Annotated in this window: 20 protein-coding genes and 1 pseudogene; 3 read left to right on the top strand and 18 right to left on the bottom strand. The window is 73.1% G+C overall.

The genetic code is table 11. From position 1 onward, the window contains the following. The first annotated feature begins 204 nt into the window (after positions 1-204). Positions 205-624: a PLD nuclease N-terminal domain-containing protein gene (locus MXD61_RS22250; RefSeq protein WP_248815375.1), complete on the top strand. Its 420-nt coding sequence runs from the start codon at positions 205-207 to the stop codon at positions 622-624. A 73-nt stretch (positions 625-697) separates the two neighbouring features. Here the strand turns inward: MXD61_RS22250 and ccsB are convergent, their stop codons facing one another. The 10 genes from ccsB to MXD61_RS22300 all read right to left on the bottom strand — a co-directional run bounded on the left by ccsB (position 698) and on the right by MXD61_RS22300 (position 12,873). Beyond that, positions 698-1,858 (bottom strand): c-type cytochrome biogenesis protein CcsB, encoded by a 1,161-nt coding sequence (ccsB, locus tag MXD61_RS22255; protein ID WP_248815376.1) that lies wholly within the window; start codon positions 1,856-1,858, stop codon positions 698-700. Then, entirely contained in the window at positions 1,858-3,801 is a 1,944-nt protein-coding gene (locus MXD61_RS22260) for a cytochrome c biogenesis protein ResB (RefSeq protein ID WP_374629377.1), read from the bottom strand. The genes ccsB and MXD61_RS22260 overlap by 1 nt, the downstream gene beginning before the upstream one ends. Further along, positions 3,798-4,727 carry a cytochrome c biogenesis CcdA family protein gene (locus MXD61_RS22265; RefSeq protein WP_248815377.1) on the bottom strand — a complete coding sequence of 310 codons (930 nt, stop codon included), beginning with the start codon at positions 4,725-4,727 and terminating at the stop codon, positions 3,798-3,800. Before MXD61_RS22265 ends, MXD61_RS22260 begins: the two co-directional genes overlap by 4 nt. Before the next feature lie 7 nt (positions 4,728-4,734). Next, positions 4,735-5,295, bottom strand: a complete 561-nt coding sequence (locus MXD61_RS22270) for a TlpA disulfide reductase family protein (protein WP_248815378.1) — start codon at positions 5,293-5,295, stop codon at positions 4,735-4,737. A 262-nt stretch (positions 5,296-5,557) separates the two neighbouring features. Further along, positions 5,558-6,514: a methyltransferase domain-containing protein gene (locus MXD61_RS22275; protein WP_248815379.1), complete on the bottom strand. Its 957-nt coding sequence runs from the start codon at positions 6,512-6,514 to the stop codon at positions 5,558-5,560. A gap of 5 nt (positions 6,515-6,519) precedes the next feature. Next, entirely contained in the window at positions 6,520-7,158 is a 639-nt protein-coding gene (locus MXD61_RS22280) for a histidine phosphatase family protein (protein WP_251080423.1), read from the bottom strand. Between the two features lie 5 nt (positions 7,159-7,163). Beyond that, entirely contained in the window at positions 7,164-8,540 is a 1,377-nt protein-coding gene (hemL, locus tag MXD61_RS22285) for a glutamate-1-semialdehyde 2,1-aminomutase (RefSeq protein WP_248815381.1), read from the bottom strand. A gap of 349 nt (positions 8,541-8,889) precedes the next feature. Beyond that, positions 8,890-10,347, bottom strand: a complete 1,458-nt coding sequence (locus MXD61_RS22290; RefSeq protein WP_248815382.1) for a cytochrome P450 — start codon at positions 10,345-10,347, stop codon at positions 8,890-8,892. 186 nt (positions 10,348-10,533) lie between these two features. Next, a complete protein-coding gene (locus tag MXD61_RS22295; RefSeq protein WP_374629400.1) occupies positions 10,534-11,685 on the bottom strand; it encodes an RNA polymerase sigma factor in 1,152 nt (383 codons plus the stop codon). Positions 11,686-11,823: 138 nt separating this feature from the next. Further along, positions 11,824-12,873, bottom strand: coding sequence for a cation diffusion facilitator family transporter (locus tag MXD61_RS22300; protein ID WP_248815384.1), 1,050 nt, complete (start codon positions 12,871-12,873; stop codon positions 11,824-11,826). A gap of 255 nt (positions 12,874-13,128) precedes the next feature. Between MXD61_RS22300 and MXD61_RS22305 the strand changes: the two genes are divergently transcribed. Continuing rightward, positions 13,129-14,643 (top strand): methionine--tRNA ligase, encoded by a 1,515-nt coding sequence (locus MXD61_RS22305; RefSeq protein WP_248815385.1) that lies wholly within the window; start codon positions 13,129-13,131, stop codon positions 14,641-14,643. A gap of 78 nt (positions 14,644-14,721) precedes the next feature. Here the strand turns inward: MXD61_RS22305 and MXD61_RS22310 are convergent, their stop codons facing one another. From MXD61_RS22310 to MXD61_RS22345, 8 genes and pseudogenes are all read right to left on the bottom strand, one after another. Continuing rightward, positions 14,722-17,256 (bottom strand): heavy metal translocating P-type ATPase, encoded by a 2,535-nt coding sequence (locus MXD61_RS22310; RefSeq protein WP_248815438.1) that lies wholly within the window; start codon positions 17,254-17,256, stop codon positions 14,722-14,724. A 56-nt stretch (positions 17,257-17,312) separates the two neighbouring features. Next, on the bottom strand, positions 17,313-17,525 hold the full coding sequence (locus MXD61_RS22315; RefSeq protein ID WP_248815386.1) for a heavy-metal-associated domain-containing protein: 213 nt from the start codon (positions 17,523-17,525) through the stop codon (positions 17,313-17,315). Positions 17,526-17,987: 462 nt separating this feature from the next. Further along, positions 17,988-19,013 (bottom strand): porphobilinogen synthase, encoded by a 1,026-nt coding sequence (gene hemB, locus MXD61_RS22320; RefSeq protein ID WP_248815387.1) that lies wholly within the window; start codon positions 19,011-19,013, stop codon positions 17,988-17,990. Next, positions 19,010-20,821 (bottom strand): uroporphyrinogen-III synthase, encoded by a 1,812-nt coding sequence (locus MXD61_RS22325; protein WP_163547759.1) that lies wholly within the window; start codon positions 20,819-20,821, stop codon positions 19,010-19,012. The genes hemB and MXD61_RS22325 overlap by 4 nt, the downstream gene beginning before the upstream one ends. Positions 20,822-20,823: 2 nt before the next feature. Continuing rightward, positions 20,824-22,038: a hydroxymethylbilane synthase gene (gene hemC / locus MXD61_RS22330; protein WP_248815388.1), complete on the bottom strand. Its 1,215-nt coding sequence runs from the start codon at positions 22,036-22,038 to the stop codon at positions 20,824-20,826. Then, a complete protein-coding gene (locus MXD61_RS22335) occupies positions 22,035-23,402 on the bottom strand; it encodes a glutamyl-tRNA reductase (RefSeq protein ID WP_248815389.1) in 1,368 nt (455 codons plus the stop codon). Before MXD61_RS22335 ends, hemC begins: the two co-directional genes overlap by 4 nt. A gap of 452 nt (positions 23,403-23,854) precedes the next feature. Further along, positions 23,855-24,616 (bottom strand): annotated as a pseudogene (locus tag MXD61_RS29025) (redox-sensing transcriptional repressor Rex); the annotation flags it as partial. Positions 24,617-24,805: 189 nt separating this feature from the next. Beyond that, the gene (locus MXD61_RS22345) at positions 24,806-25,117 is read right to left on the bottom strand and encodes a glutaredoxin family protein (RefSeq protein WP_163547755.1); all 312 of its coding nucleotides are present in this window, start codon (positions 25,115-25,117) and stop codon (positions 24,806-24,808) included. A 178-nt stretch (positions 25,118-25,295) separates the two neighbouring features. Between MXD61_RS22345 and MXD61_RS22350 the strand changes: the two genes are divergently transcribed. Next, positions 25,296-26,225, top strand: coding sequence for a sigma-70 family RNA polymerase sigma factor (locus MXD61_RS22350; protein WP_248815391.1), 930 nt, complete (start codon positions 25,296-25,298; stop codon positions 26,223-26,225). Positions 26,226-26,236 lie beyond the last annotated feature (11 nt).

Here is a 26,236-nt window from a genome sequence, read left to right on the forward strand (position 1 = left end):
CGTCGGGGGAGCACACCGTCCGGCCCGTCCGAGTCGCCGCGCACGGCCAGGACCCGCAGGCCGCGGCGGCTGCCCCGCTGGGCCACGGTGACCGCCCGGCGGACCGGGACTACCAACCCGCGTGCCGACGTTCATAGCCCATATGACAGACGAAACCTGACAGGACGTAATCGGTCACGGAGAGCTGGAAGGAGCGACCAGCAGGTGCTGGGCCTCGCACTGACGTTTGTGATCATCGGTGTCTGGGCGTACGCGATCATCGATGTGGTCGGGACGCCCCCGGACGAAGTACGAGTGGGGTCGAAACTTCTCTGGATCGTGGCGGTCGCGCTGTTCTGGATTCCCGGCGCGGTCGGTTGGTTCCTGTTCGGCCGGCCGCGGGTGAACGGCTATGGCGCACGCGCGCCGCGACGCGCCGTCTCCGACCATCCGGCGTTCGGTCAGCGGTCCGCCTGGGAGGTCACCCGGCGTGAGGCCGGTCTCGGCCGTCCCGGCTCGCGGATGGGTACCCGCCGTCCCGTCGCCCGTCCCAAGGGCCCGGACGACGACCCGGAGTTCCTGCGGGAACTCACCGAGCGCATCCGCGGCGGCGAGTCCGAGCCCCCCTCACCCTCCCGCGGCTGACAGCCGCCCCTCGTCCAAGGCGCCCCGGCCGAGGGGCGGCCTGGACGAGGGGATCTTCCGTGCCGGCGTCCGGTCAGACGCCGGCGTAGGAGTGCAGGCCGGTGATGACCAGGTTGACCAGGTAGTAGTCGACGAACAGAGCCGTGAACGCGACCAGTGAGATGGTCGCGGCGCGGCGGCCACGCCAGCCAGCGGTCGCGCGGGCGTGCAGGTAGGCGGCGTAGCAGACCCAGGTGATGAACGACCAGGTCTCCTTGGGGTCCCAGCCCCAGTAGCGACCCCACGCCGCCTCGGCCCAGATCGCACCGGCGATGATCGCGAAGGTCCAGATCGGGAAGGCGAACGCGATGATCCGGTAGGTGAGGGTGTCCAGCGCGGCCGACGAGGGCAGCCGCATGACGATCCCACCGCGGTTCTGCATCGCCCGACTGGCCTCGGCCCGTCCGGTGGCGACCTCGGCCAGCCGGTTCTCCCAGCGTTCCTTGATGAGGAACAGCAGCGTGGTCACCGCGGAGACGAGGAACACCCCGCTCGCGACGATCGCCCCGACCACGTGGATCTTCAGCCAGTACGAGTTGAGTGCCGGCACCAGCGGCCCGGGCGCCACGTAGAGCACCGTCCCGGCGAAGCCGAGGTAGAGCACCACCGGCACCATGACGAAGACGCCCAGCCAGCGCACGTTGTGCCGGGTGATCAGGCCGAGGAACGTCGTGACCGCGATCAGGCAGATCATCGACGAGTACTCGTACATGTTGCCCCACGGCACCCGGTCCGCCGCGACCCCGCGGGTGACGACCGACGCGAGATGCAACGCCCAGCCGATGGCGGTGGCGCCCACCGCGAACCGGCCGATCCAGCGGGCCCGCGCCGAGACCCGCAGGTCACCGTCGTCACCGCCGGCGAGCGAGTGCGCGGCCCGGTCCCGCCGGCGGACCGCCTCGATCTCACGGGCGCGCTCCGCGGCGTCCACGGCCGGACCGTCGATCACGCTGCCCGCCGACGCGGCGGCCGAGGCCGCGACCAGCACGGCGGACCGGTCCGCCGACGTACGTGCGGCCGGGACGGTGGAGGTCTCGGTGGAGGTCTCGGTGGAGGTCACCGCCTCGCCGTCACGGGTGCCCAGGCGGCTGAACGCGAACTCGGCCGCGAAACCGAGCATCGCGGCCGAGTACACCGCCATGCCGCTGCCGAACAGATGGTTGGACAGGCTGGCGAAGCCCTCGTTGACCGCCATCAGCGCTCCCGTTCCCTGCTCTTCGGCTCTGCTGGCTCTGCTGGCTCTGCTGGCTCAGCTGGCTCTGCTGGCTCTGCTGGCTCTGCTGGCTCAGCTGGCTTGTCCTGCGGTGGTGCTCCGGTGGCCTCGCGGACGCCGGTGGTGAGGTCGGCGAGTTCGGTGGCGAAGCCGTCCCCGTGCGAGCGGGACAGGCCGCCGATCTCGACGATGGACCCGCCGCCGGACGCCGGACGCGCGCGGACCCAGACCCGGCGGCGGCGCACCCGCAGGCTCGCGATCAGGCCGACGATGATGAGCACCGCGAACACCAGCGCCTCGCGCTTGGCCGGGTCGGCCTTCACCTGGAAGGTGGCGAACTCGGCGACGCTGTCGACCTCGAGGCTCAGGCCGCCGGGCAGGCCGGTCAGCGTGCGCTGGCGGGGGTTGTTCGGGGCCAGGATCTGCGCGGTGCGGCCGGCGCCGGCGGGACCGGTCAACGGGATCTGCTTCATGTCCCGGGTGTCGACGGTGTAGACGTTCTGCGGCACGCCCTCGTCCAGGTGCAGGTTGCCGACGAAACCGGTGATCGTCATCCCGGGGGCGGTGGCCGCAGGGAAGATCGAGACGTAGCCGCGGGTGGGGTCCAGCCGGGTCGTCGGGGTGAAGACGCCGCTGAAGGCCAACTGCTGCGGTTCACGTCGGGTACCGACGGGCGCGAGGCCGGTGTCGGGGATCTTCACCGTGCAGGTGGAGGTGAACATGCCGTCGCGTGGCGTGCAGGGCACGTTGTTCTGCCAGACGACGGTGCCCTTGGCGTCACGCAGGACGAAATGCGGCGCGTACCCGTGGCCGATCAGGTAGACCTTGGCGTCGTGGAGGATCAGCGGATGGTTGACCCGGATCGTCGACGTCCGGGTGGGGGCGTCCAGGTCGGTGGCGTAGCTGACGTCCGCGCGGAAGTCGGCCGGTTCGCCGTTGGGCTGGTAGGACGCCCGGAACCGGTCCAGGGTCAGCGAGAAGGGCTGCAGCTTCGCGGTGTTGACGAGCTTGCCGCCGCTGAACTGGTCATAGGAGACGAGCGTGTTGGCGAATCCGTCGCCGGAGACCACCAGGGTCGTCCCCGAATAGCCGAACCAGGAGCCGAAGCCGACCGCGGCGAGCAGGCCGACCAGCGCGACGTGGAAGACGAGGTTGCCGGTCTCGCGCAGGTAGCCCTTCTCCGCGGCGACGGAGTGGTCGGGGGTTCCGTCCGGCCGGCGGGCGTCGGCGGGTGCGACGCTGGCCCGGAACCGCCGCCCGCGCAGCACCCCGCGGGCGATCTCGGCGGCCTCGTCCGGCGGCAGCGGAGACGTCCAGGAACTGCCCCCGGGCAGACGACCGGGACGCGCCGGGGCCTTCGGCGGGGCGGTGAACAACGCCCGCGCGTGCCAGCGGATACGCGAGGACAGACAGCCGATCAGCGAGATGAACAGCAGCAGGTAGATCGCGGCGAACCAGGGTGCGGCGAAGACGTCGAACCCGGAGAACCGGTCCAGCACCGGACCGATCGTCGAATGATCCTTGAGATACTGCTCGACCCGCAGCGGGTTGATGTTGCGCTGGGGCAGCAGCGAACCCGGCACGGCGGCGAGCGCCAGCAGGAACAGCAGCAACAGCGCGGTGCGCATGCTGGTCAGCTGCCGCCAGCTGCGCACCGCGAGCGCCCACGGCCCGGACCGTCCCACCGCGGCCCCGCCGGGACGCGTCCCGCTCGCCCGCGACGGCGCGTCCGGCTCGGCGGCTCCCGCGCCGGCGCGGGGCGGGGGGTCGAACGCCTCCGGACGGGCGGTGGCGGCCGCGTCGGCATGGCCGTCGGGGAGCCGGCGGGTGGGCGCGGACTCCTGGTCGAACCCGGCGTCCTCGCTGGTCTCACGCGTGGACGAGGTGGAGCTGGCAGGAGAGGTGGAGCTGGGAGGAGGGGTCACAGCGGCGTCTCCGAGAAGCCGGGAGCGTAGGGCCGCAGGAAGATGATCAGGTCGGCCCAGGCCCCGGTGAGTTGGAGCATTCCGACCGCGACCAGCAGCAGCCCACCGGAGACGGTCAGAATGCGGGAGTGCCGGCGCAGCAGGAGCAGGGCACCAGCGGCCCGCCGGAAGGCGAGCCCGACCGCGAGAAACGGCGCCCCGAGCCCGAAGCAGTAGACGGCGGACAGGAACGCGCCCCGGCCAGCGGTCGCACTCGTCGTCGCGAGCCCCAGCACGGCGGTGAGGGTCGGACCGATACAGGGCGCCCAGCCGACACCGAACATCACCCCGAGCAGGGGCGCACCGATCAGCCCGGGACGCGGCAGCCGGTGGAAACGCCATTCCCGGTTCGCCCAGGACAGCTGGGAGAACAGCCCGGCGAACGCGAGGCCCATCACGACCGTGAAGGCACCAAGAATCTGGTTCACCCCCACCTGGTGGGCCTGCAGTCGGTTGCCGAGCCCGCCGAACGCCGCGCCGTAGGACACGAACACCGCTGTGAACCCGAGCACGAACAGTCCCGTGCCGGCGGTCACCCGTCCGCCCCAGCGCAACTGGCGCAGCCGCGCCCGCGGTCCCGGTTCCCGCTGCCCGGCCAGACCGGGGTTCGCGGGCAGCACCACCCCACCAGCTGACACCGCCCCACCAGCTGACACCGCCCCACCAGCTGACACCGCCCCCACGAGTACTGGTTCGGCCGGCTCGGGGAGGGCGTCGCGGCGCTCGCGCTCCTCGAGTTCCTCACCGGACAGACCAGTGACGAAGCTGAGATAGCCGGGGACGAGCGGCAGCACGCACGGAGAGAGAAACGACATCAGTCCGGCGGCGGCCGCCACAGGTGCCGCGAGCAGCACCGAACCGTTGGTGACCAGGTCAGCGGCGCTCATGAGCGGATCACGTCTCGGCCTGCAACCGGGTCAGCACGGGGGCGAGTTCCTCGGGCAGGACACCGCCGGTGAACCGGGCGGCGATCCGACCGTCGGCGTCGAGCACGAACGTCGACGGGAGCCCGGGCGCCACCGGCCAGCCGGCGGCGAGTGTGCCCAGCCGGTCGACGACACTCGGATAGGGCATGTCGAAATCACGGGCGAACGCCTTCGCGCTGGACGTGCCATCCTTCTCGTTGACACCGAGGAAGGCGACCGACCGCTCCTGACGGGCGAGCTTGGCCAGGCCCGGTGACTCGGCGCGGCACGGCGCGCACCAGGAGGCCCAGAAGTTGACCACGACGGCCTTGCCCCGCAGCGAGGCCAGGTCGATCGGCTTGCCGTCAAGATCCTTGCCGGACAGTCTGGGCGCGGCGTGCCGGTTGCCGACACTGACGTAGTCCGTCCCGGCCGACTGCTGGACGAAGCCGTAGCCGTCGCCACCCGTCGCGTCGGTCGCGTTGCCGTGCGCGGAGCAGGCGGCGAGCACACCGACCAACGCCATCACCAGCGCCAGCAGGCGCCCCACCCGGGCCGGTCGAACACGGGCCGGTCGAACACGGGCATGGCTGCTCCGCGGCGAGTCCGGACCATCAGCTGATCCGAACCGCCGTCCCATCTCTGCCACGCGCACCAGTATGTGCCCTGCCCCTCTCGGCTCCCGCACCCGTCTACGACCCACTGTAGAACTACGACCAACTGTAGAACTCGACTCAGCGTAGGCGCGAGTACCCACCGGTGCGCGTGTGGTTCCCCACGGCCGCGCCGGTGTCAGCAGCCGCGGCCGCCGGCTACCATGCCGCCCTGATCGAACCGGCCAGTCCGGGCGACCCGGCGTGGAACGGGTGCAGCCGGAAGCTCGCGGTGACGGGCACGGTGGCGCTCTCGAGGTCGCTCCCCCAGGCTGCCGCGGCGGCCCGACACAGGTCGTCGCGGGTGCGATGGTGGCCGGTGGGGCCCATCAGGGCGAGGTCGACGGCGGCGGTGACCGGGAGTGTGAGCGGGACGTCCAGCTGCTCGACCGGGCCGGGGCTGAACTGTTCGGTGAGCCGTCCCGCGAGCTGGCCGTCCTTGTCGGGGTGCAGGCCGACCAGGCCGAGCGGGCCCCGCAGCTCGGCGAGATGCGCGGGTCCGGGTGTGACGACGAGCAGCAGCCCGCCCGGGCGCAGCACCCGGCGCATCTCACCCGGATGACGCGGGGCGAACACGTCGAGCAGCACGTCCACCTGGCCGTCCGCGACGGGCCACTGTTCGGCGGCGTCGAAGGAGACCGCCCCGATTCGCGGATGCGCCCGAGCCGCACGACGCAACGCCGGCGGCGCCACGTCCACCGCGATCCCACGGGCACGGTGTCCTCGATCGCCGTGCTCCAGGGCGCCGTGCTCCAGGGCGGTCAGCACGCCGGCCAGGTGGTGGCCGGTGCCGGCACCGATCTCCAGGATCATCGGTGCGGCCCGGCCGTCGGCGCGGGCCGCGGCGGTGAGTGCGCCAAGCCGGGCTGTCAGCGGCGCGTAGTACCCGGCGTCCAGGAAGGCGGCGCGGGCGGCCACCATCGCCGAGGTGTCGCCGGTGATCCGCCGTGACCGGCCGCCGCGCAGGCTGAGGTAGCCACCGCGGCCAAGGTCGAAGCTGTGCCCCGCCGCGCAGCACACCTCGCCCGCACCCGCACCCGCACCGCCCAGCTCGCCGGCGCACACCGGGCAGCGCAACGCCGACAGGATGCCGGTCAGGCCCGGGTGGGCGCCCATCGCGCTCAGGCGCCGACCGAACCGGGCGTGTTGCCCGTCGGGCCGTTGGGCTCGGCGTACTCGACGCCGACGAGCTGGCTGCCCTGGTAGACCGCGGTGGTAACGCTGGCCAGGGCGCACTGGCGCCGGTCGGGACGGTGCCACAGGTGGACGCCCTCCAGGGCGCGCCGGGCCGTCCACACCGGAAGCTGGTGGCTGACCAGCACGATGTGGCGGCCGGGGTACTGGTCGCGCCAGTCGGTGACGGCGGCGAGCATGCGCTGCGCGATCTCGGTGTAGGGCTCCCCCCAGGACGGCCGGAACGGATTGCGCAGCAGCGGCCACATGGCGGGGCGGCTCAGGGCCGCCGGGCCGGCCTCGAAGGTGCGGCCCTCGAACGCGTTACGGCTTTCGATGAGGCGCGGATCGACGCCGACGGGCAGGTTGTGGGCGGCGGCGATCGGCCCGGCGGTCTGCTGGGCGCGGTCCAGAGGGCTCGCCACGACGGCGGCGATGTCGAGGTCTGCGAGATGCTCCGCGGTGATTTTGGCCTGGCGGTGCCCGTTGTCGGACAGGCCGAAGCCGGGCAGCCGACCGTAGAGCACCTTGCCCGGGTTGAACACCTCACCGTGGCGGACCAGATGCACCCGGGTGCGCCCGTCCAGGGGCGTCACGACGCGCCTCCGGCGGCGACCGGGGTGGCCGGGGTGGCGTCGGGGACGGCGGCGTCGGGGACGGCGGCGGCGGCGCGGGCGGCGGCCGGGGCGGCGGCGGCGATCCGCTCGAGCACGACGTCGTCGTGGGCGGCGGAGACGAACCAGGCCTCGAACGCCGACGGCGGCAGGTAGATGCCGGCGTCGAGCATGCTGTGGAAGAACGCGGCGTAGCGGGCGGTGTTCTGCGCCTGGGCGCCAGCGTAGTCGATCACGGCGGTGGCGTCGGTGAAGAAGAAGCTGAACAACGAGCCGGCGCTGGCCGGCAGGTGTGCCACGCCCTGTTCGGTGAGCGCCGTGGACACGATGCCGGCGACGTCACCGGCGCGGGCATCCACCGTCGCGTACACCTCGTCGGTGCAGGCCCGCAGGGTGGCAAGGCCGGCGGCGACCGCGATCGGGTTCCCGGACAGCGTGCCGGCCTGGTAGACGGGCCCGGCGGGAGCCAGCCGTGACATCACGTCGGCCCGCCCGCCGAACGCCGCCGCGGGCAGCCCACCACCCATCACCTTGCCGAAGGTGAACAGATCCGGCGACCAGTCCTCAAGGTCGCCCTCGATGCCCCACCAGCCGGCCCGGGAGATCCGGAAGCCGGTCATCACCTCGTCCAGAATCAGCAGCGCGCCGTGGATGTCGCACAGCCGGCGCAGGCCCGCGTTGAAGCCCGGCAGCGGCGGGACGACGCCCATGTTGGCCGCGGCGGCCTCGGTGATGACGGCGGCGATCGTGGCGCCCCGCTCGGCGAAGACCGCCTCGACCGCGGCGAGGTCGTTGTAGGGCAGCACGATCGTGTCGGCGGTAGCGGTGCCGGTCACGCCCGGGGTGTCGGGCAGGCCGAAGGTGGCCAGGCCCGAGCCCGCGGCTGCGAGCAGCGCGTCGACGTGCCCGTGGTAGCAGCCGGCGAACTTGATGATCGTCGCACGGTTGGTGAAGCCACGGGCGAGCCGCACGGCGCTCATGGTCGCCTCGGTACCCGAGTTGACCAGCCGGACCTTCTCCACCGCCCCGACCCGCTCCACGATCAGCTCGGCGAGTTCGACCTCGCCGGGCGTCGGCGTGCCGAAGCTGGTGCCGGCGGTGACCGCCCGCGACACCGCCTCGACCACGGCCGGATGCGCGTGGCCGAGGATCATCGGCCCCCAGGAGCAGACCAGATCGACGTAGGTACGGCCGTCGGCATCGGTGAGATAGGGACCGTCACCGGAGACCATGAAGCGCGGGCTGCCACCCACGGCACGAAAGGCTCGGACAGGCGAGTTGACCCCGCCGGGAACAACACGCTCGGCGCGCCGGAACAGCTCCTCGGAGGCCGGCGCGGCGGAGGGAACCACCATGCCCCGATCCTCGCAGGTCCCTACGACAGTTCGCGCCCCGCATGGACGTGCCGCCGGTCTCCGCCTGGCCCGGATGGGCGCCACCAGCGCCGACGGGCTCAGGCCGCCGGCGGACGGGGGTCTGCCCCGGCCGCCCACCGGCGGCGGTCTGTGCGCCACGCGCCGGGAATCAGAATTTATGACTATGTTGCCCTGATATCGCCCGGCAGGCCGTAATGCTCCTGGTTGACCCTACCGAGGGGCGGTGCCGCCTCGCCCGATCGGGGGCCCGCGCCGTGGCCTGCGGCGCCCGACAATGCCGCCTGTCCAGCGCATCCTCGCCCCAGACACCGAACCGCCATGACAAGAGTCACCCCTGCTCCGCACGACCATGACGGCGGTGGACGGTCATCGGCAGCCCACCAGCCGGGCGAAGAGTGACCTGCGGGACAGGCACCACATCGGTGCCCGGCACCGGGGCCAGCGACCAGTGCCGGGAGATCGCGGCCAGCGCGAGCGCGCCCTCGGCCAGAGCGAACGTGTTGCCGATGCACTGACGCGGCCCCCCACCGAACGGGAAGTACGCGAACCGCGGCCGTCCCGACTGGCCCGGCTGGCCCGGCTGGCCCGGCTGGCCCGTCCAGCGGGTGGGGTCGAAGACCTCCGGCCGCGGCCACCAGCGTTCGTCGCGGTGCACCACCCACTGGCTGAGGATGAGGGTGGAGCCGGCGGGCAGGCGGTAGCCGGCGATGTCCCGGTCGGCCAACAGGTGCCGTCCCATCGCCCAGACGGGCGGGTACAGGCGCATCGCCTCGGTGAGGACGGCGTTCGTATAGGGCAGCCGGGTCAGGTCGTCCATGGTCGGGCACCGCTCGCCGAGGACCTCGTCCAGCTCCGCGTGCAACGCGGCGCGGACCGCGGCGTCTCGTCCCAGCAGGTGAAACGTCCAGGCCAGGGCGTTCGCGGTGGTCTCATGTCCGGCCAGCAGCAGGGTGAGCGCCTCGTCCCGGATCTGCTCGTCGCTCATCGGCGCGCCGGTTTCGTCGTCGCGGGCGGCCAGCAGCAGGGACAGCAGGTCGTCGCCGGTGGCCCCAGTGGCTCGGCGGGCGGCGATCATCGCGTGGATCGCCTGGTCCAGTGCGGCGCGCGCGTCCCGACGGGCCCTGGACGCGGGAAGCGGCAGCCGCTCCAGGGCCGTGAAACCGGGTAGTCCGGCCCGGCGGGCCGCCGGCATCGTCAGGTCGATCGTGGTGCGGACGATGTCCACGACCTCGCTGTCCAGATCGACGTCGAACAGGGTCCGGGCGACGATCGCCAGGGTCATCTCGGTCATCTCGGCGTGCACGTCAAGACGCTGGCCGTCGCGCCAGGTGGCGGCCGTGCGCTCGGCGATCCGCGCGAAGGTCGCGGCGTGACCGGCGATGCGCTGGCGATGGAACAGCGGCTGGATCAGCCGGCGCTGTCGCCGGTGGACGTCCCCCGCGCTGGTCAGCAGCCCCTCGCCGAGCAGCAATGTCAGCGGCTGCACCACCGTGCGCCGGCCCGCCGGCCCACGCCGCACCGCTCCCTTGCCGTAGGCCCGGTGCCCGCTGACCAGCACGTCGGCGATCGCGTCCGGCTCGGCGACGAGATACGCCGACACCGGCCAGCTCGCCACCCGCACCACCGGACCATGCTCACGAGCCAGTTCGGTGAGCCGCCCAAGCGGATCGGCCCGCAACCGCCGCAGCGCCACGATCGCGCTGTCCGCGGGCCCCGGTACCGCGAGCGGCACCGCCGCCGGCCGCGGCACGGACTCGACGGACGGCGCCTGGGACGTTCGGCTCATCGTGGAGGCTCCCTTCGACACAGGTGCACCGGTGCGTTCCGGATGCACCGGTAGGCCGAGAACATCAGGCTTACGTGTGAGTCGCCTGCGTGGAACATGTGCGGCGGATGCGAGTCCGACGCCGCCACCGACGCCCCTGGCCGGAGACAGGTGTTCCGCGGAACCACCCGGACCACGAGCGGCGGATCAGGACGGCGGGGTCAGGTGGTGGCGGGTGCGGGCGGCCTGGCGGGTGAGGTGGTCGCGTTCGGCCACGCTGGTGGCGGCGTGGGCGGCCTGCGCGTAGAGGTCGGCGGCGTGGGCCAGGTCGCCGGCGCGTTCGTGCAGGTAGGCCGAGGTGGCGGCGTATCTGGGCAGATCGGGGGGTACAGCGGCGAGGGCGGCCAGGCCGGTCTGTGGGCCGTCGGCCTCGCCCAGGGCCACGGCTCGGTTGAGGCGGACCACCGGGCTGTCGGTCAGGCGCAGCAGTTCGTCGTACCACTCGACGATCTGTACCCAGTCGGTTTCGGCGGTGCTGGGGGCGTCCGCGTGCAGGGCCGCGATCGCGGCCTGCGCCTGGTACTCGCCCAGCTGATCACGGGCCAGGGCGTGTTGCAGGATCGTCACACCTTCGGCGACCGCGGCCGTGTCCCAGCGGGTACGGTCCTGGTCCGCGAGTGGCACCAGGTCGCCGGACGGGCCGGTCCGCGACGCCCGGCGGGCATGGTGCAGCAGCATGAGCGCGAGCAGACCCGCCACCTCGGGCTCGTCGGTCAGCTCGGCGAGCTGGCGGGTCAGCCGGATCGCCTCGGCGGCGAGGTCGACGTCCCCGCCGTAGCCCTCGTTGAAGACGAGGTAGAGCACCCGCAGCACGGTCGCGAGGCCACCGGCGGTGTCCAGGGGGAGGCCGGCGATGCGCCGTTTCGCCCGGCTGATGCGCTGCGCCATGGTCGCCTCGGGGACGAGGTAGGCCGACGCGATCTGCCGGGTGGTCAGGCCGCCCACCGCACGCAGCGTCAACGCGACGGCCGACGCCGGCGCCAGCACCGGCGACGCGCACAGGAAGTAGAGGCGCAGGGTGTCGTCGGTGGCGGGCACCGGGCCCACCTCCGGCTCGGAGTCGACGACCTGTTCGCGTCCACGTCGGGACGCCTCGGCCCTCGTCGCGTCGACGAAACGCCGCCACGCGACCGTGACCAGCCACGCCTTCGGGTCCCGCGGGGGATCCTCGGGCCAGGTCTCGAACGCTCGGATCAGCGCCTCCTGCACGGCGTCCTCGGCCGATGCGAAATCCGCCCCGCGTCGGACGAGGACGCCGATCACCGTGGGCACCAGCTCCCGCAGCAACGACTCGTCCACCATGCCCCTGATCACCCGCCACCTCCGGTCACCCGACAACCCTGGCCTTTCATGCCCTGGGACGGAGCCGCCGCCGTGTTCTCGACATCGGCCGGCGGGGTCAGTGCCGGCCGGCGGGGTCAGTGCCGGCCTGCGGGGTCAGTGCCCGGGAGCGGCCGTCCGCGGGCTGGTGTGGATGGTCGCCGCGGACAGCCGGCGGATGTGGTGCAGCAGATGGGCCTGGGCGGCATGGGCGACGTCGTGGGCGGCGGCCAGGGTGAGGGTGGCGTCCACGGTGACGTCGACCTCGGCGCGCAGGCTGTGGCCGATCCAGCGGATGCGCAGCTCGCGGATGGCCTCGACACCGGGGGTGTGCAGAAGGGTGAGGGTGGCCTCGGCGACGATCGCCGGGTCGACGGCGTCCATGAGCCGGGCACCGACGACGCGGGCGGCCGAACGCAGCACCCCGAGGATCGCCACGGTGATCACCAGGCCGATCACCGGATCGGCCCCTCTCCAGCCGGCCGCCACGCCGGCGGCGCCGAGCAGAACCGCGAGACTGGTGAACCCGTCGGTGCGGGCGTGCAGGCCGTCGGCGACCAGCGCCGCCGATCCGATGCGGCGTCCCACCCCGATCCGGTAGCGGGCCACGATCTCGTTGCCGACGAAGCCGATCAGACCGGCGGCCGCCACCGCGCCGAGCTGATGGATCTGCTGGGGACGCAGCAGCCGGTCGATCGCCGTGTAGGCCGCGACCCCGCTCGACAGTGTGATCATCGCCAGGACGGCGAGGCCGGCCAGGTCCTCGGCCCGTCCGTAGCCGTAGGTGAAACGGTCGGTCGCCGGACGGCGGGCCACCGTGAACGCGATCAGCAGCGGTACCGCGGTGAGCGCGTCGGCGACGTTGTGCAGCGTGTCGCCGAGCAGCGCCACCGATCCGGACAGCACCACCACGATCGCCTGCGCGACCGCGGTCGCCGCCAGACCACCCAGGCTGATCAGCAGCGCCCGCCGGCCGGCCGCGTCCGCCTCGAGCGCGTCGTCGATCTGGTCAGCGCTGTCATGGCTGTGGCCCCCGAACAGATGTCTCCCGAACAGATGTCCCCCGAACAGGTCCGAGAGCCGGTGGCGCAGCCGTGGCCACCATCGGGTGGACCCGTCCGGATGAGAACGGGCACGGGGATGGCTGTGGGTGGGTGCTGGTCCCATGGCCTGGGACGGTAACCCAGAATGATCAATGCGGCATGATCGCAGCTGCCAGTCCGTCGCACCTGTGCGTCATCCGGCGCGGCGTAGGATCTGGCTGTGTCGACGACACGGGTCAACGCCGAGGCGACGAGCAGCCGGATGATGCTGATGCACATGCCATCCGGCCTCTTGCGCGCGTCCTGACAGACCACCGAGGAGGCCCCGGGCGGAGCCTCCTCGGGTGGGGCCGCGGCGGGGCGGGAGGATCCGAAACCGATGGGTCGCTACTTCGTGACGACGGCCATCCCGTACGTCAACGGCAAACCACACGTGGGGCACGCGCTGGAGCTGGTCGAGACCGACGCCTACGCTCGCCACCTGCGGGCGCGCGGCGAGGAGGTCCGGTTGCAGACCGGCACCGACGACAACGCGCTGAAGAACGTCCAGAGCGCCGAGGCCGAGGGCATCACCCCGGCGGAGTACGTCGAGCGGGTGGCGGCCCGGTTCATCTCGCTGCGCGAACCGCTGGACCTGTCCTTCGACGACTTCATCAAGACCAGCACCGACCCGCGGCACCGGCCCGGGGTGGAGAAACTGTGGGCGGCGTGCGCCGAATCCGGCGACTTCTACCGCAAGAGCTACGCGGGCCTGTACTGCGTCGGCTGCGAGCAGTTCTACGGCGAGGACGAGCTGGTCAACGGGCGCTGCCCGGAGCACGGCACCGTCCCGGACCTGGTCGAGGAGAGCAACTGGTTCTTCCGGCTCAGCCGCTACGCCGACCAGCTGCACGAGCTCATCTCCACCGACCGGCTGCGCATCGAGCCCGCCACCCGCAAGCGTGAGGTGCTGTCGTTCATCGAGGCGGGGTTGGAGGACTTCAGCGCCTCGCGGAGCATGACCCGCGCGCGGGGCTGGGGCATCCCGGTGCCCGGCGACCCCGACCAGGTCATCTACGTCTGGTTCGACGCGCTCGGCAACTACATCACCGCCCCCGGCTACGGCACGGACGAGGCGGGTTTCGACCACTGGTGGACGAGCAGCGACGCGCGGGTGCATGTCATCGGCAAGGGCATCATCCGCTTCCACGCCGTCTACTGGCCGGCGATGCTGCTCTCCGCCGGCGTGCGGCTGCCGGACACCATCTTCGTCCACGAGTACCTGACCGCCGACGGGATGAAGATCTCCAAGTCGGCCGGCAACGCCGAGGACCCGGCCGACATCGTCGCCGCCTACGGGTCCGACGCGCTGCGCTGGTGGATGCTCAGTGACGTGGCCCGAAGCGGCGACACCGACTACACCACCGAGCGTCTGGTCAACCGGGCGAACGAGGATCTCGCGAACAACATCGGCAACCTGGTCAACCGCACGGTGTCGATGGTCCGCCGCTACCGGGACGGGGTGATCCCCCCGGTCCCCGCGGACAATCCGGGCGCGGCCGCCCTGCGCAGGGCGCGCGCGGACGCGCCCGCCGCGATCGACGCCGCCTTCACCGCGTTCGACTACCGGCGGGCCGCCGAGGCGATCACCGCGATCGGCGACGAGGGCAACCGTTATGTCGAGGCGGCCCGTCCCTGGGAGCTGGCGAAGGCCGAACGCAAGCTGGACGCGCCCCCCGCCGCCCTCGACGCCGTACTCGCGGAACTGGTCGCCACCTGCCGTGAGATCGCGACGCGCCTGGTCGCGTTCCTCCCGGAGGCGGCCGCGCGCATCGCCGCCCAGTGCGGCGACGGCGGCGACCAGGTGGCCGAGCCCACGCCGGTCTTCCCCCGGCTGGAGCTGGCCAAGACCTGAGTCCGCCAGCCGGCGGACCCGCCGGACCGGCCCCGCGCGCCGGACCAGCCCAGCGGGGCCGGCTCGGCGGGCGGGGGGCTACGGCGGAGTCGGGCGGAAGCGGCGCAGGCGCAGGCTGTTGGTCACGACGAACACCGAGCTGAACGCCATCGCGGCGCCGGCGATCATCGGGTTGAGCAGGCCGGCGGCGGCCAGCGGCAGAGCCGCGACGTTGTAGCCGAACGCCCAGATCAGGTTGCCGCGGATCGTGCGCAGGGTGGCGCGGGACAACCGGATCGCGTCGGCCATCAGCCGTGGATCGCCGTGCACCAGGGTGAGGTCGGAGGCCTCGATCGCCGCGTCCGTCCCGCCGCCCATGGCGATGCCGAGATCGGCCTGGGCGAGCGCGGCCGCGTCGTTCACCCCGTCGCCGACCATCGCGACGGTGTGGCCGTCCTGCTGGAGCTGGCGCACCGCGGCGACCTTCTCCTCGGGCAGCACCTCGGAGATCACCTCGCCGGCGGCGATGCCGACCTCGGTGGCCACCGCCCGCGCGACGGCCGTCGAATCCCCGGTCAGCAGGATCGGACGCAGACCGAGGCGGCGCAGGTCGGCGACCGCGGCGGCCGCGGTGGGCCGCACCGTGTCGGCGACGCTGATCAGCCCGCGGGGCTGCCCGGCCCAGCCGACGACGACGGCGGTCCGGCCAAGCTCCCGCTCGCCCGCCAGAGCCCCGGCGAGCACGGGGGGAAGCTCGCCGAACAGGCTGTCCCGGCCGACGACCACCCGATGGCCCTCGACCACCGCGCGCACGCCCAGGCCCGCGTCCCCGGCGAACTCGGTCGCCGGCGGCAGCGTGCCGTCGGCCCGCGCGTCCCGTGCGGCCTGCGCGATCGCCCGACCGATCGGATGCTCACTGCCGTCCTCGGCGGCTCCGGCGATCCGCAGCACCTGGGCGGCGTCCTCCCCCGGTGCCGGATGGACCTGCGTGACCCGCATCCGGCCGCTGGTGAGCGTCCCGGTCTTGTCCAGCAGCACGACCTGGATGCGACGGGTCGACTCGAGGACCTCCGGTCCCCGGATGACGATGCCCAGCTGCGCGCCGCGTCCGGTGCCGACCAGCAGCGCGGTCGGGGTGGCCAGGCCCAGCGCGCACGGGCACGCGATGATCAGTACGGCCACGGCCGCGGTGAACGCGTCGGTCGTCGACGCGCCGGTGACCAGCCACGCCACCAGCGTGATGAGGGAGGCCACCAACACGACCGGGACGAACACGGCCGAGACCCGGTCGGCGAGCCGTTGCACCTTCGCCTTGCCACTCTGGGCCTGCTCCACCAGCTGCCCGATCCGCGCGAGCTGCGTGTCGGCGCCGACCCGGGTCGCCCGCACCACCAGCCGCCCGCCGGCGTTCACGGTCGCGCCGACGACGGCGTCCTGCGGTCCGACCTCGACCGGCACCGACTCCCCGGTGACCATGCTCGCGTCGACCGCGGAACGCCCCTCGACCACGACCCCGTCGGTCGCGATCTTCTCGCCGGGTCGCACGACGAACTCCGCGCCGATGCGCAGCTCCTCGATCGGCACCCGGACCTCGACGAACGTGTCCTGAGGACTGTCCGCCGACGCGGCTGGCGCGGCCGGTCGCGTCGCGTCGGCGGGACGGCGGATGGTGACCTCCCGCGCGCCCAGGTGCAGCAGGGCGCGCAGCGCCGCCCCCGAACGCCGGCGGGCCCGCAGCTCCAGGAACCGCCCGGCCAGCAGGAACACCGGGACGCCGGCGGCCACCTCGAGATAGATCGCCGCGTCGTCCGTGCCGCCGGCGGCCCCACCGGCCGGTGTCATCCCCGGCATGTTCGCCATGCCTGGCATGTCATTCATACCGGGCATGGCGGGTGGGGTGGGGTGGGTGCCGATGTCGCCCAGGCCGCCGGTGAACGAGAAGCCATGGCGCATCCCGGGATCGCCGGCGCCGCCGAAGACCAGCGCGTAGAGCGACCAGCAGAAGGCCGCGAGCGTGCCGAGGGAGACCAGGGTGTCCATGGTCGCCGCGCCGTGCCGGGCGCCCCGGGCCGCCGCCGCGTGGAACGGCCAGGCCCCCCAGGTCACCACCGGCACCGTCAGGGCCAGGCTGACCCACTGCCAGTAGTCGAACTGCCAGGCCGGGACCATCGCCAGCGCGATCACCGGCGCGGCCAGCACCGCCGAGAGGAGCAGACGGCGGCGCATCAGGCGCAGATCAGCGCCGCCGGGTTCCGCCTCGGGCCGCCCGGCGGGTTCGGCGACCCTGTCCGGATCGGCCCCGTCCCGGTCGGCAGCGGGGCTGTCCGGCTGGGCGCCAGCCGGGGGCTCCGCTGTAGGGGCTGCCGGTGAGAACGCCGGTGCGGCCGTCGCCGTGTAACCGGCGGCACGCACGGCCGCGATCAGATCGTCGACGGACAGTCCGAGGCTGGTGGACTCGGCGCCGACGGTCTGACCGCTGGCCGCCCGACCATCGGCCGCCGCCGTGCCGGTGCTCAGAGTGGGAGCGACCCGGGTGATGGTGGCCTTCTCGGTCGCGTAGTTGACCGTGGCGGTGATGCCGTCCAGCCGGTTGAGCTTGCGTTCCACCCGTGCCGCGCAGGACGAGCAGGTCATCCCGCCGATCGCGAGCTCCACCCGGTCAGGGTGCGTGGAGTCGGTGGCGGGCACGTTCAGGCGCGCCCGACGAGTTCGAACCCGGCCTCCGAGATCGCGGCGCGGACGTCCCCGTCGGCCAGCTCCTGCTCGCTGACCACGGTGACCCGACCGTCGGCCAGATCGACCGTGATGGTCGAGACCGAGGGCAGCCGCTCCAGCTCCTCGGTCACCGACTGGACGCAGTGGCCGCAGTTCATCCCGGTCACGGTGTAGGCAGTGGTGGTCATCGGCGACCCTCATCCCTTTCTCGGTCTTCGGTCAGCGTGCTCCGCGGGCGATGTCCTCGCCGGGCGGAGCACCCGGGCGGGCACGTCCGGCATGCCGAAAGTACCCCTCCCCCGTATCGTCCACCACTACCCCCGGGGGGTACCAGATCCGAAGCGACGGATGTCACGACCCCGAGGCGGGCAGAGCCGCCTGCGACCCTGACGCGTCCGACCGCCCCGGCCCGAGCCGCGCGCGTCACGACACCCGCCGCCACCTGCGCCAACGGTCCACGGCCACATGGTGACACCGGTCCGCCACGATGGGCATCCGCGTGATGGCGGCCGCCAGGACACCGACCGTCACTTTGGGCGGAGCACCGTCGTCCAATAAGCCGCAAAAGTACTAATTTATTGACATGATGCCCGCCTCCCACCATCTGGCCACGAGGGGCCAGTACGGCAGGGGATCAGTACGGCAGGGGATCAGCGGGTGGACCGCAGGCCGCGGGCGACCTCGACGGCCCAGTAGGTCAGGATGATGTCGGCGCCGGCACGGGCGATGCCGGTGATGGTCTCGGCGATCATGCGATCGCGGTCGATCCATCCGGCGGCCGCGGCGGCCTCGATCATCGCGTACTCGCCGGAGACCTGGTAGGCGGCGACCGGCACGTCCACCGCGTCGGCCACCGCACGCAGGATGTCCAGGTAGGCCAGCGCCGGCTTGACCATCACCGCGTCCGCGCCCTCCGCGAGGTCCAGTGCCACCTCGCGCAGCGCCTCCCCCACCGACCTGGCCGGGTCCTGCTGGTAGCCGGCCCGGTCGCCGAACCGCGGCGCGCACTGCGCGGCCTCGCGGAACGGGCCGTAGAACGCCGATGCGTACTTCGCCGAGTAGGCCAGGATCGGCAGGTGGGTGAAGCCCCCGCCGTCCAGGGCCGCCCGGATCGCGGCGACCTGGCCGTCCATCATGCCGCTGGGCGCGACGACCTCGGCGCCGGCCCGGGCCTGGGCGAGGGCGATCTCGGCGTAGCGCACGAGCGTGGCGTCGTTGTCGACCTCGCCGTCGGCGGTGAGCAGGCCGCAGTGTCCGTGGTCGGTGTACTCGTCCAGGCAGAGGTCGCTCATCAGCACGACGTCGCCGCCGACCTCACCGGCGAGATCCGCCAGCGCCAGTTGGACGATGCCGGCCGGATCGTCGGCACCCGAGCCGCGTGCGTCCTTGTCCGCCGGCACCCCGAACAGGATCAGTCCGCCGACACCGGCCTCGACCGCCTCCACCGCGGCCCTGCGCAGCGAGGAACGGCTGTGCTGGACGACCCCGGGCATCGAGGAGATGGGGACGGGTTCGTCCACACCTTCCCGGACGAACATCGGCAGCACCAGGTCGGCGGGGTGCACCCGGACGTCGGCGACCAGCCGGCGCAGGGCGGGCGTCCGCCGCAGGCGCCGCGGCCGTGCCGTCGACCAGTCCCCGAACGGCCCGCCGGGCAGCCCGCCGGACACGCTCACCGCCGGGCGCCGCGCCGCGGCTTGGGCAGGCGGGCGGCGAGTGGGCCGATCTTGCCGAGTTCCTCGCGGTGTTCCGCGGCGAACTCGGCCAGGGCTCCGACCAGCGCCGGGATGGACGCCTCCGGGGCCTGGACGTCCACCCGCAGACCGAGTTCCTGGGCGGTCGCGGCGGTGGCCGGGCCGATCACGGCGATCACGGTCGTCTCGTGTGGCTTGCCCGCGATCCCGACCAGGTTGCGCACGGTCGACGAGGAGGTGAACACGACCGCGTCCACCCGGCCGCCCTTGAGCGCCTCGCGGATCGGGGCGGGCGGCGGGGCGGCGCGCACCGTCCGGTAGGCGGTGACGTCGTCGACCTGCCAGCCGCGGTCCTTCAGGCCCGCGACGAGGGTCTCGGTGGCGATGTCGGCCCGGGGCAGCAGCACCCGGTCAAGCAGGTCGAGGGACTCGTCGAAGTCCGGCCAGTCCTCCAGCAGACCCTCGCTGGTCTGCGCCGCCGTGGGGACGAGGTCCGGTCGGATGCCGAACGCCCGCAGCGCGTCCGCCGTGGCCTCGCCGATCGCGGCCACCTTGACCCCGGCGAACGCCCGGGCGTCCAGGCTGCGCTCCTCGACCTTCTCCTGGACGGCGCGCACCGCGTTCACGGAGGTGAAGGCGACCCACTGGTAGCGCCCGGAGACCAGGCCGGTGATCGCCCGCTCCATCGGGGCCGCGGTACGCGGCGGCTCGACGGCGATCGTCGGCACTTCCAGTGGACTCGCGCCGTGCGAACGCAGCAGGTCGGACAGGGTGGCCGCCTGCTCCTTGGTGCGGGGGACGAGCACCGTCCAGCCGAACAGCGCGCGGGTCTCCCACCAGGACAGCTTCGCGCGGGTGGCGACCACCGGGCCGACCGAGATGACGACCTGGGAGACGGGTGCCTGGCTGGCGTTCAGCAGCGGCGCGACGTCGGCCTCGAGGCGGTCCAGCGTGGAGGTGACAGTGCGCTGGTCGGTGGTGGTGCCATCGACGGTGACGGCGACCGGGGTGTCCCCGGGCCGGCCGTGTTCGACCAGGGCGGCCACGACCTTGCCCGTCTCGGTCGGCGCCGCGGTGATGACGAGGGTTCCCGGGGTCTGCGCCAGGGCGCCCCAGTCGAGGTCGCCGGGGGCGGGCGGCGGAGCGCCGAAGCCACCGAAACCACCGCCACCCAGGCCCAGCGGCGAGCCGAAGCCGCCGCCCAGACCCCCACCGAGGCCGCTGCCCAGCCCGGTCATCGGCCGGGCGCCGAGCCGGCCGAAACCGGGTGCGGTCAGCGGCCCGACCGGGTCGCTGCCGCCGAACGGCGACGGCGCGGGCAGCGTGCCCGAGGAGGAGAAGTCACCGGCGGTGGTGGCGAACGTGATCGGCGAGCCGGGTGCGACACCGGCGTAGGTGGCGACCGCCGCACCGGTGAGGATGCCGGGCACCACCCGGTAGGGGATGCGGGCCTTCGCCAGCGCCTGGGCGTCGGCGGCGCCGATCCGGGTCAGCCACGGGTCGGACGCGTAGAGCCGGACCACCCGGTCACCGGCGCGGGCGCGGCTGACCACGGCGGCCGTCGCGGCCTCGGCGTCCCGGATCGGCTTCGACGCCTCGAGGTCACCGATGCGCAGGACCTCGGCGGTGAGGTGGTCCAGCACGGCGGGTGCGACGTCGGGATCAGCGACGACGAGATCGGCCGCCGCCAGGGTCTCGACCGCGAGGACCGTCAACAACCCGGGGTCGCGGGGACCGGCGCCGACCAGTGCGACCGGGGAGACGGGCTTCTTCGTGCGTCGGGTGGCCATGCTCAGCTAGTTCCCATCAGCGAGTGTGCTCCGGCGGACAGCATGTCGTCCGCGAGGCGCTGCCCGAGCGCCTCCGGGTCGACGGCGGACCCGGTCACGTCACGCCGGAGGACCGTACTGCCATCCGGCGCGGCGACGACCGCCCGCAGGCGCAGTCGACCCGCGGGGGACGCATCACCGGCCGTTGCCACTGAGCCGGCGCCCACCAGGCCCGCGTCCGCCACCGGCGCCGGCTGTGCCACTGCCAGGGCGCCGACCGGGGCGGTGCAGCCGGCCTCGATCGCGGCGAGGAACGCGCGTTCGGCCCTCACCGCGATGGACGACGATGCGTCATCGAGCACAAACCGTAGCAGCTCGGCGAGGGCACCATCGACGGGCTGACCATGATCTGGCCACGTTTGGCCACCGGTCGATCCCGCAGACGCGCGCCACGCCGCCGTCACGCCCTGGATCTCCCGGTTCACCCCTTCACGTTCGGTCATCGGCGCGCCGACCAGAACCCGCCCCGGACCGGCCAGCGCGAGCCCGCCACCACCGCCGCACTCGATCGCGAGCGCCCCCTGGCCGGGCGCCGGCAGCATCACCTCCGGGTCGATGACCTCGGTGACGGCGTCGAGCCGGTCGAGGCGGGCGAGCCCGGCGTAGGCGAGCACGACCGCGTCGACCTCGCCGTCGATGGCCTTCTTGATCCGGGTGTCGACGTTGCCGCGGATCGGGACGACGTCAAGGTCCAGCCTGAGCGCCCGCAGCTGCGCGGCGCGGCGCGGCGATCCGGTCGCGACCCGGGCGCCGCGCCCGAGCTCCCGCAGCCGCCGGCCACTTGGTGAGACCAGCACATCCCGAGTGTCCTCCCGGGGCGGGACGGCGGCCAGGACGAGGCCGGGCGGGGTCGCGGTCGGCAGGTCCTTCAACGAGTGCACGGCGAGGTCGATCTCCTGCGCCAGCAGCGCGTCCCGCAGCGCGCTGACGAACACACCGGTGCCACCGATCTGGCTGATCTCCGCGGCCGAACGGTCGCCCGCCGTGACGATCGGGATCAGGTCGACCTCGCAGCCGACCTGCGCGCGGAGCTGGTCGGCGATCATCCCGGACTGGGCCATCGCCAGCGCCGATCGGCGGGTGCCCAGCCGCAGTCGACGCCCGGCGAAGTGGGCGCGCAGCTGCGCGCGCCGCCTCGCGGGTTCGACGTGGTCGCTGGTCGGGTCGGTCGCCGTCACGAATGCTCCACAAGATCAAGATCGGGCGCGGACACCACTGCGGGTACCTCGCGCGGCAGGTCGAACAGTTCCCGCAGCGCCTCCGCGTAGGAGTCGCCGCCGGGTGCGCCGGCCAGCTGCTGGACGCGCACGGTCGGGGCGTGCAGCAGCTTGTCCACGACGCGGCGGACCGCCCCCTGCACCTGTTCCCACTCTCGACTGTCCAGGTCAGGCAGGCGGGTACGCAACCGGGCGAGCTCCGCGCCGACGACGGAGTCGGCGTGGGCGCGCAGCGCCACCACGGTCGGCGCGACCCGGTCGGCGCGGCGCCGGTCGAGGAATCCCGCGACCTCGGTCGCGACCAGCCCGCGGACCGCCTCGACGTCGTGCGCCACCTGCGCCCCGTCCAGGGCGACCCGCAGCGTCTCGATGTCGATGAGGCTGACCCCCGCCAGCTCACGCACGCCCGGGTCGATGTCGTGCGGGAGCGCGAGGTCGAGGAAGACCAGGGGTCGCCCACCGCGCCCGGCGAGGCCTGCGGCCGCCATCTCCTGGTCGACGACCAGGCCCGCGGCACCGGTGGAGGAGATCACCAGGTCCGCCAGCATGATCTCGTGCGGCAGGTCCGACAGGCTCACCACCCGCCCGCCGTGCAGCTGCGCGACCCGGTCCGCCCGGGCCGCCGTACGGTTGGCGATCACGATGTCGCTGGCTCCGGCACGCCGCGCCGTCTGCGCCGCCAGCGAGCCGACCGCGCCCGCGCCGATGAGCAGCACGCGGGCACCCGCCAGCGGCGGCTGCGCGGGCTGTGCGGGCTCGGTCAGGGGTGCGACCGGGGTCTCCGCCAGGACACCGAGGCTCACCGCGGCCAGTTGGATGCCCACCGCTACGATGGACGCACCGGCGGCGTCGATCGACGTCTCGGAATGGGCCCGCTTACCGACCCGCAGCGCTGCCTGGAACAGGCCCGACAGCGCGGCACCGCTGCCCCCGGCCTCCTGCGCGGCCCGGTACGCGCCACGTACCTGCCCGAGGATCTGGGACTCGCCCACCAGCATGGAGTCGAGCCCGCAGACGACGGAGAACAGGTGCCCGACCGCCCGCGCGTCGTGGTGGACGTACAGGTGCGCGGCCAGGTCTGCGAGGTCGATGCCGCAGATCCGGCTCAGCTGGTCGGAGATGTCGGCGACGCCGCCGTGGAAGGTCTCGACCTCCGCGTAGAACTCGGTGCGGTTGCAGGTGGACAGCACGACCGCCTCGTTCACGTGCGCGGCCGCCGTCAGATCGTGCAGGACCTTGGGGGTGTCCGCGGGCGAGACCGATGCCTGCTCCAGCAGGGAGGTCGGCGCCGTGCGGTGGTTGAGTCCGACGACCAGCAGGCTCATGCCCACTCACCACCCGGACCACCCGAGGCACTCGGGCGGGCGGCGAACATCGGCGGCGCGGCCACCACACCGCGCGGCAGGACCGGCGATGTCGGTCCCCCCGACCAGCTCGGTTGCCCCGGCCAGCTCGGTTGCCCCGACCAGCTCGGTTGCCCCGGCCAGCTCGGTCCGATCTCGTGCACGACCTGCGCCGGCCGTGCCTGTCCGGCTTGACGAGTCACCCGCACGACCCCATCCGTCTCGCTTGTCACCCTGTCCGGCCGGGAGCTCACCCCACGTGCCGCTGTCGTCGGGGGCGGATCGCCGAGCCGGTCGCGATCCGCGACGGGTGGCTCCGCCGCCGGCGTCGTCGCCGGCCCCGGACGCGGTTCGCCCACCGCCCCGGTCAACCTCCGCGGTCGCGCCCGCGCTCCGCTGTGGACCTCGAGGGCGCCACGGGCACTGACCGTCGTGGCGGAATCCGCGGCCTTGCCGGTCCGCGCGGGCGGGGCGGGGCTGGACGACCCGTCGGCGGCGGATCCCGCCGGTCGTTTGCGCGCCTCGTGGAACGAAAGGATCTGCAGTTCCACGGCGAGGTCGACCTTACGCACGTCCACCCCTTCCGGCACCATCAGAACCGTGGGGGCGAAATTGAGAATGCTCGTGACCCCCGCGGCCACCAGCCGGTCACACACCCGTTGTGCCGCAGCCGCCGGAGTGCAGATCACCCCGATCGTGACGGCACACTCGGCGATCACCTGCTCCAGCTCGTCGACGGGACGGACGACCACCTCGCCGACCCGCTCGCCGACCCGGTCGGGATCCGCGTCGACCAGAGCCACGATACGGAAACCCCGCGCATGAAACCCCCCGTAACCGGCGAGAGCATGGCCAAGATTGCCCACCCCGACCAGAAGAACGGAACGGTCCTCGGTGAGCCCGAGCCGCGTGGCGATGCAGTCCAGCAGGACATCCACCTCGTAGCCCACCCCGCGAGTGCCGTAGGAACCCAGATAGGACAGGTCCTTGCGGACTTTCGCCGACGTCACACCGGTGGCGGCGGCCAGCGTGTCGGACGACACAGTGTGCACGCCATGATCCGCCATGGTCGTCAGTACGCGGAGGTAGAGCGGGAGCCGGGCCACCGTCGCCTCCGGCACCGATGATCGGTTGGCCGCCGGTTCACTGCGCGCACGTCGCCTGATGACCGCTGGGCGACGCCGTGGCTGGCTCATCCGCGGCTCCGATCTGCGGGCACGCGTCCCTCGCTGCGAGGACGGGAGATCCCGTCAGAAGTCGCGGGCCCATCTTTCGTGGCCTTGCCGATCCTCGTCGAGGTGCGGCGCCACAAGTCAGATGTCGTCGGGCAGTGTACGACTTCGTGAAGCGATTCACGAAGTGCACGAAAGTGCTCTGGACATGGGTCAGGGACGGCCGGTGGGACGCATCGACCATCGGCCGCCGCCGACGAGGGCCTGGCGCAGCCGCTCCTGCTCCACCCGCCAGTAACCGTGCTCGCGGCCGTCGACCAGGGTGACCGGCACCCGGTCGCCGTACTCGTCGGCGAGCCGGACGTCGGAGTCGACGTCGACCTCGCGCCAGCCGACCCCCTCCTGCGCCGCGACGCGAATGATCGCGTCGCGGGCGGTGTCACACAGGTGGCAACCCACCCGGGTCAGGAGCGTGATGCGGGCCTCGCCGTCCGGTTCCGCGGAGCCTGGGCCGTCGGGTCTCATGCCCCCGATGGTAGGTCCAGGCCGTGCTTGGGAGGGTCGGTGCGGGGCGACCGCGGGCGACCCGGAGCGATCCCCGGCTGCCACCCGTACGCGGTACAGCTACACTCAGCTACCTGAGTCCTTGTCCACCGAGGCCTCGCGGCCGTCCTGGCGCGACCGAACCTCCGGAGTCCGGACTGTGACCGACTGCACGTTCACCAACGTCGCCGCCGGCCCTGCCAGTGCGCGGCGAGGCCGGAACGTGCGACCGGCCCCCGCGCTGTTCCCCGCGCCCGGCCGACCGGCCGGCCAGGTCGGCCGGGTTGGCCTGCCTGGCCTCGCCCGGCTCGGCCGCTGGCTGCTCGCCACCTCGGTGGCGGCGACGGGCGCGTCACCGCCCATCGACGCACCCGCGGAGCGCACCACCGCCGGTCCCACCGCCGCGACGCCCGGCCCGGACCGCCCCGGCCGCAACAGCGACAGCCCGGACGCCCCCACCAGCTCGACCGCCCCGGCGGGCGGACCGGACCCGACCGCGGAACCCGACCGGCACGAACCCGCCGACCAGCGTTGGGCGGCCCTGGTCGCCCGGGCCAGCCGGGGCGACAGCGATGCCTTCGGTGAGCTCTACGACCACTACGCCGATCGGGTGTTCCGCTACGCGCTCTACCGGGTGGGCGGTGATCCGGCGGCGGCCGAGGACGTCGTCAGCGAAACGTTCCTCCGGGCACTGCGGATGATTGGCGCCTTCACCTGGCAGGGCCGCGACATCGGCGCCTGGTTCATCACCATCGCCCGCAATCTTCTGGTTGACCAGGCCCGTTCCGCGCGGCGTCGCTTCGAGATCCCGACCGCGGACATCCTCGCCGCCGCCGACCGCGGCCACCGGCACGTCACGCCCGGCCCCGAGGAGCTGATCGTCGCGGGCCTGACCCGCCAGGAACTGCTGGAAGCGATCCAACGCCTGGGGCCGGACCAGCGGGAGTGCATCGCGCTGCGGTTCCTCGAGGAGATGTCGGTGCGCGAGACCGCGCTGGCGATGGGCCGCAACGAGGGCGCCGTCCGGGCCCTGCAACTGCGCGCGGTACGCACGTTGGCGCGCTCCCTGCCCGCGCACAGATCGGCCTGAGCACCGATCCA

This window comes from Frankia sp. AgPm24, assembly GCF_023243055.1.
GTDB lineage: Bacteria > Actinomycetota > Actinomycetes > Frankiales > Frankiaceae > Frankia > Frankia umida.

Excerpts from the sequence above, each read along its gene's own strand:
- ccsB (WP_248815376.1), bottom strand. The coding sequence starts at position 1,858 with ATGGCGGTCAACGAGGGCTTCGCCAGCCTGTCCAACCATCTGTTCGGC.
- MXD61_RS22265 (WP_248815377.1), bottom strand. The coding sequence starts at position 4,727 with ATGAGCGCCGCTGACCTGGTCACCAACGGTTCGGTGCTGCTCGCGGCA.
- MXD61_RS22275 (WP_248815379.1), bottom strand. The coding sequence starts at position 6,514 with ATGGGCGCCCACCCGGGCCTGACCGGCATCCTGTCGGCGTTGCGCTGC.
- hemL (WP_248815381.1), bottom strand. The coding sequence starts at position 8,540 with ATGGTGGTTCCCTCCGCCGCGCCGGCCTCCGAGGAGCTGTTCCGGCGC.
- MXD61_RS22290 (WP_248815382.1), bottom strand. The coding sequence starts at position 10,347 with ATGAGCCGAACGTCCCAGGCGCCGTCCGTCGAGTCCGTGCCGCGGCCG.
- MXD61_RS22300 (WP_248815384.1), bottom strand. The coding sequence starts at position 12,873 with ATGGGACCAGCACCCACCCACAGCCATCCCCGTGCCCGTTCTCATCCG.
- MXD61_RS22305 (WP_248815385.1), top strand. The coding sequence starts at position 13,129 with ATGGGTCGCTACTTCGTGACGACGGCCATCCCGTACGTCAACGGCAAA.
- MXD61_RS22310 (WP_248815438.1), bottom strand. The coding sequence starts at position 17,256 with ATGACCTGCTCGTCCTGCGCGGCACGGGTGGAACGCAAGCTCAACCGG.
- MXD61_RS22315 (WP_248815386.1), bottom strand. The coding sequence starts at position 17,525 with ATGACCACCACTGCCTACACCGTGACCGGGATGAACTGCGGCCACTGC.
- MXD61_RS22325 (WP_163547759.1), bottom strand. The coding sequence starts at position 20,821 with ATGGCCACCCGACGCACGAAGAAGCCCGTCTCCCCGGTCGCACTGGTC.
- MXD61_RS22335 (WP_248815389.1), bottom strand. The coding sequence starts at position 23,402 with ATGAGCCTGCTGGTCGTCGGACTCAACCACCGCACGGCGCCGACCTCC.
- MXD61_RS22345 (WP_163547755.1), bottom strand. The coding sequence starts at position 25,117 with ATGAGACCCGACGGCCCAGGCTCCGCGGAACCGGACGGCGAGGCCCGC.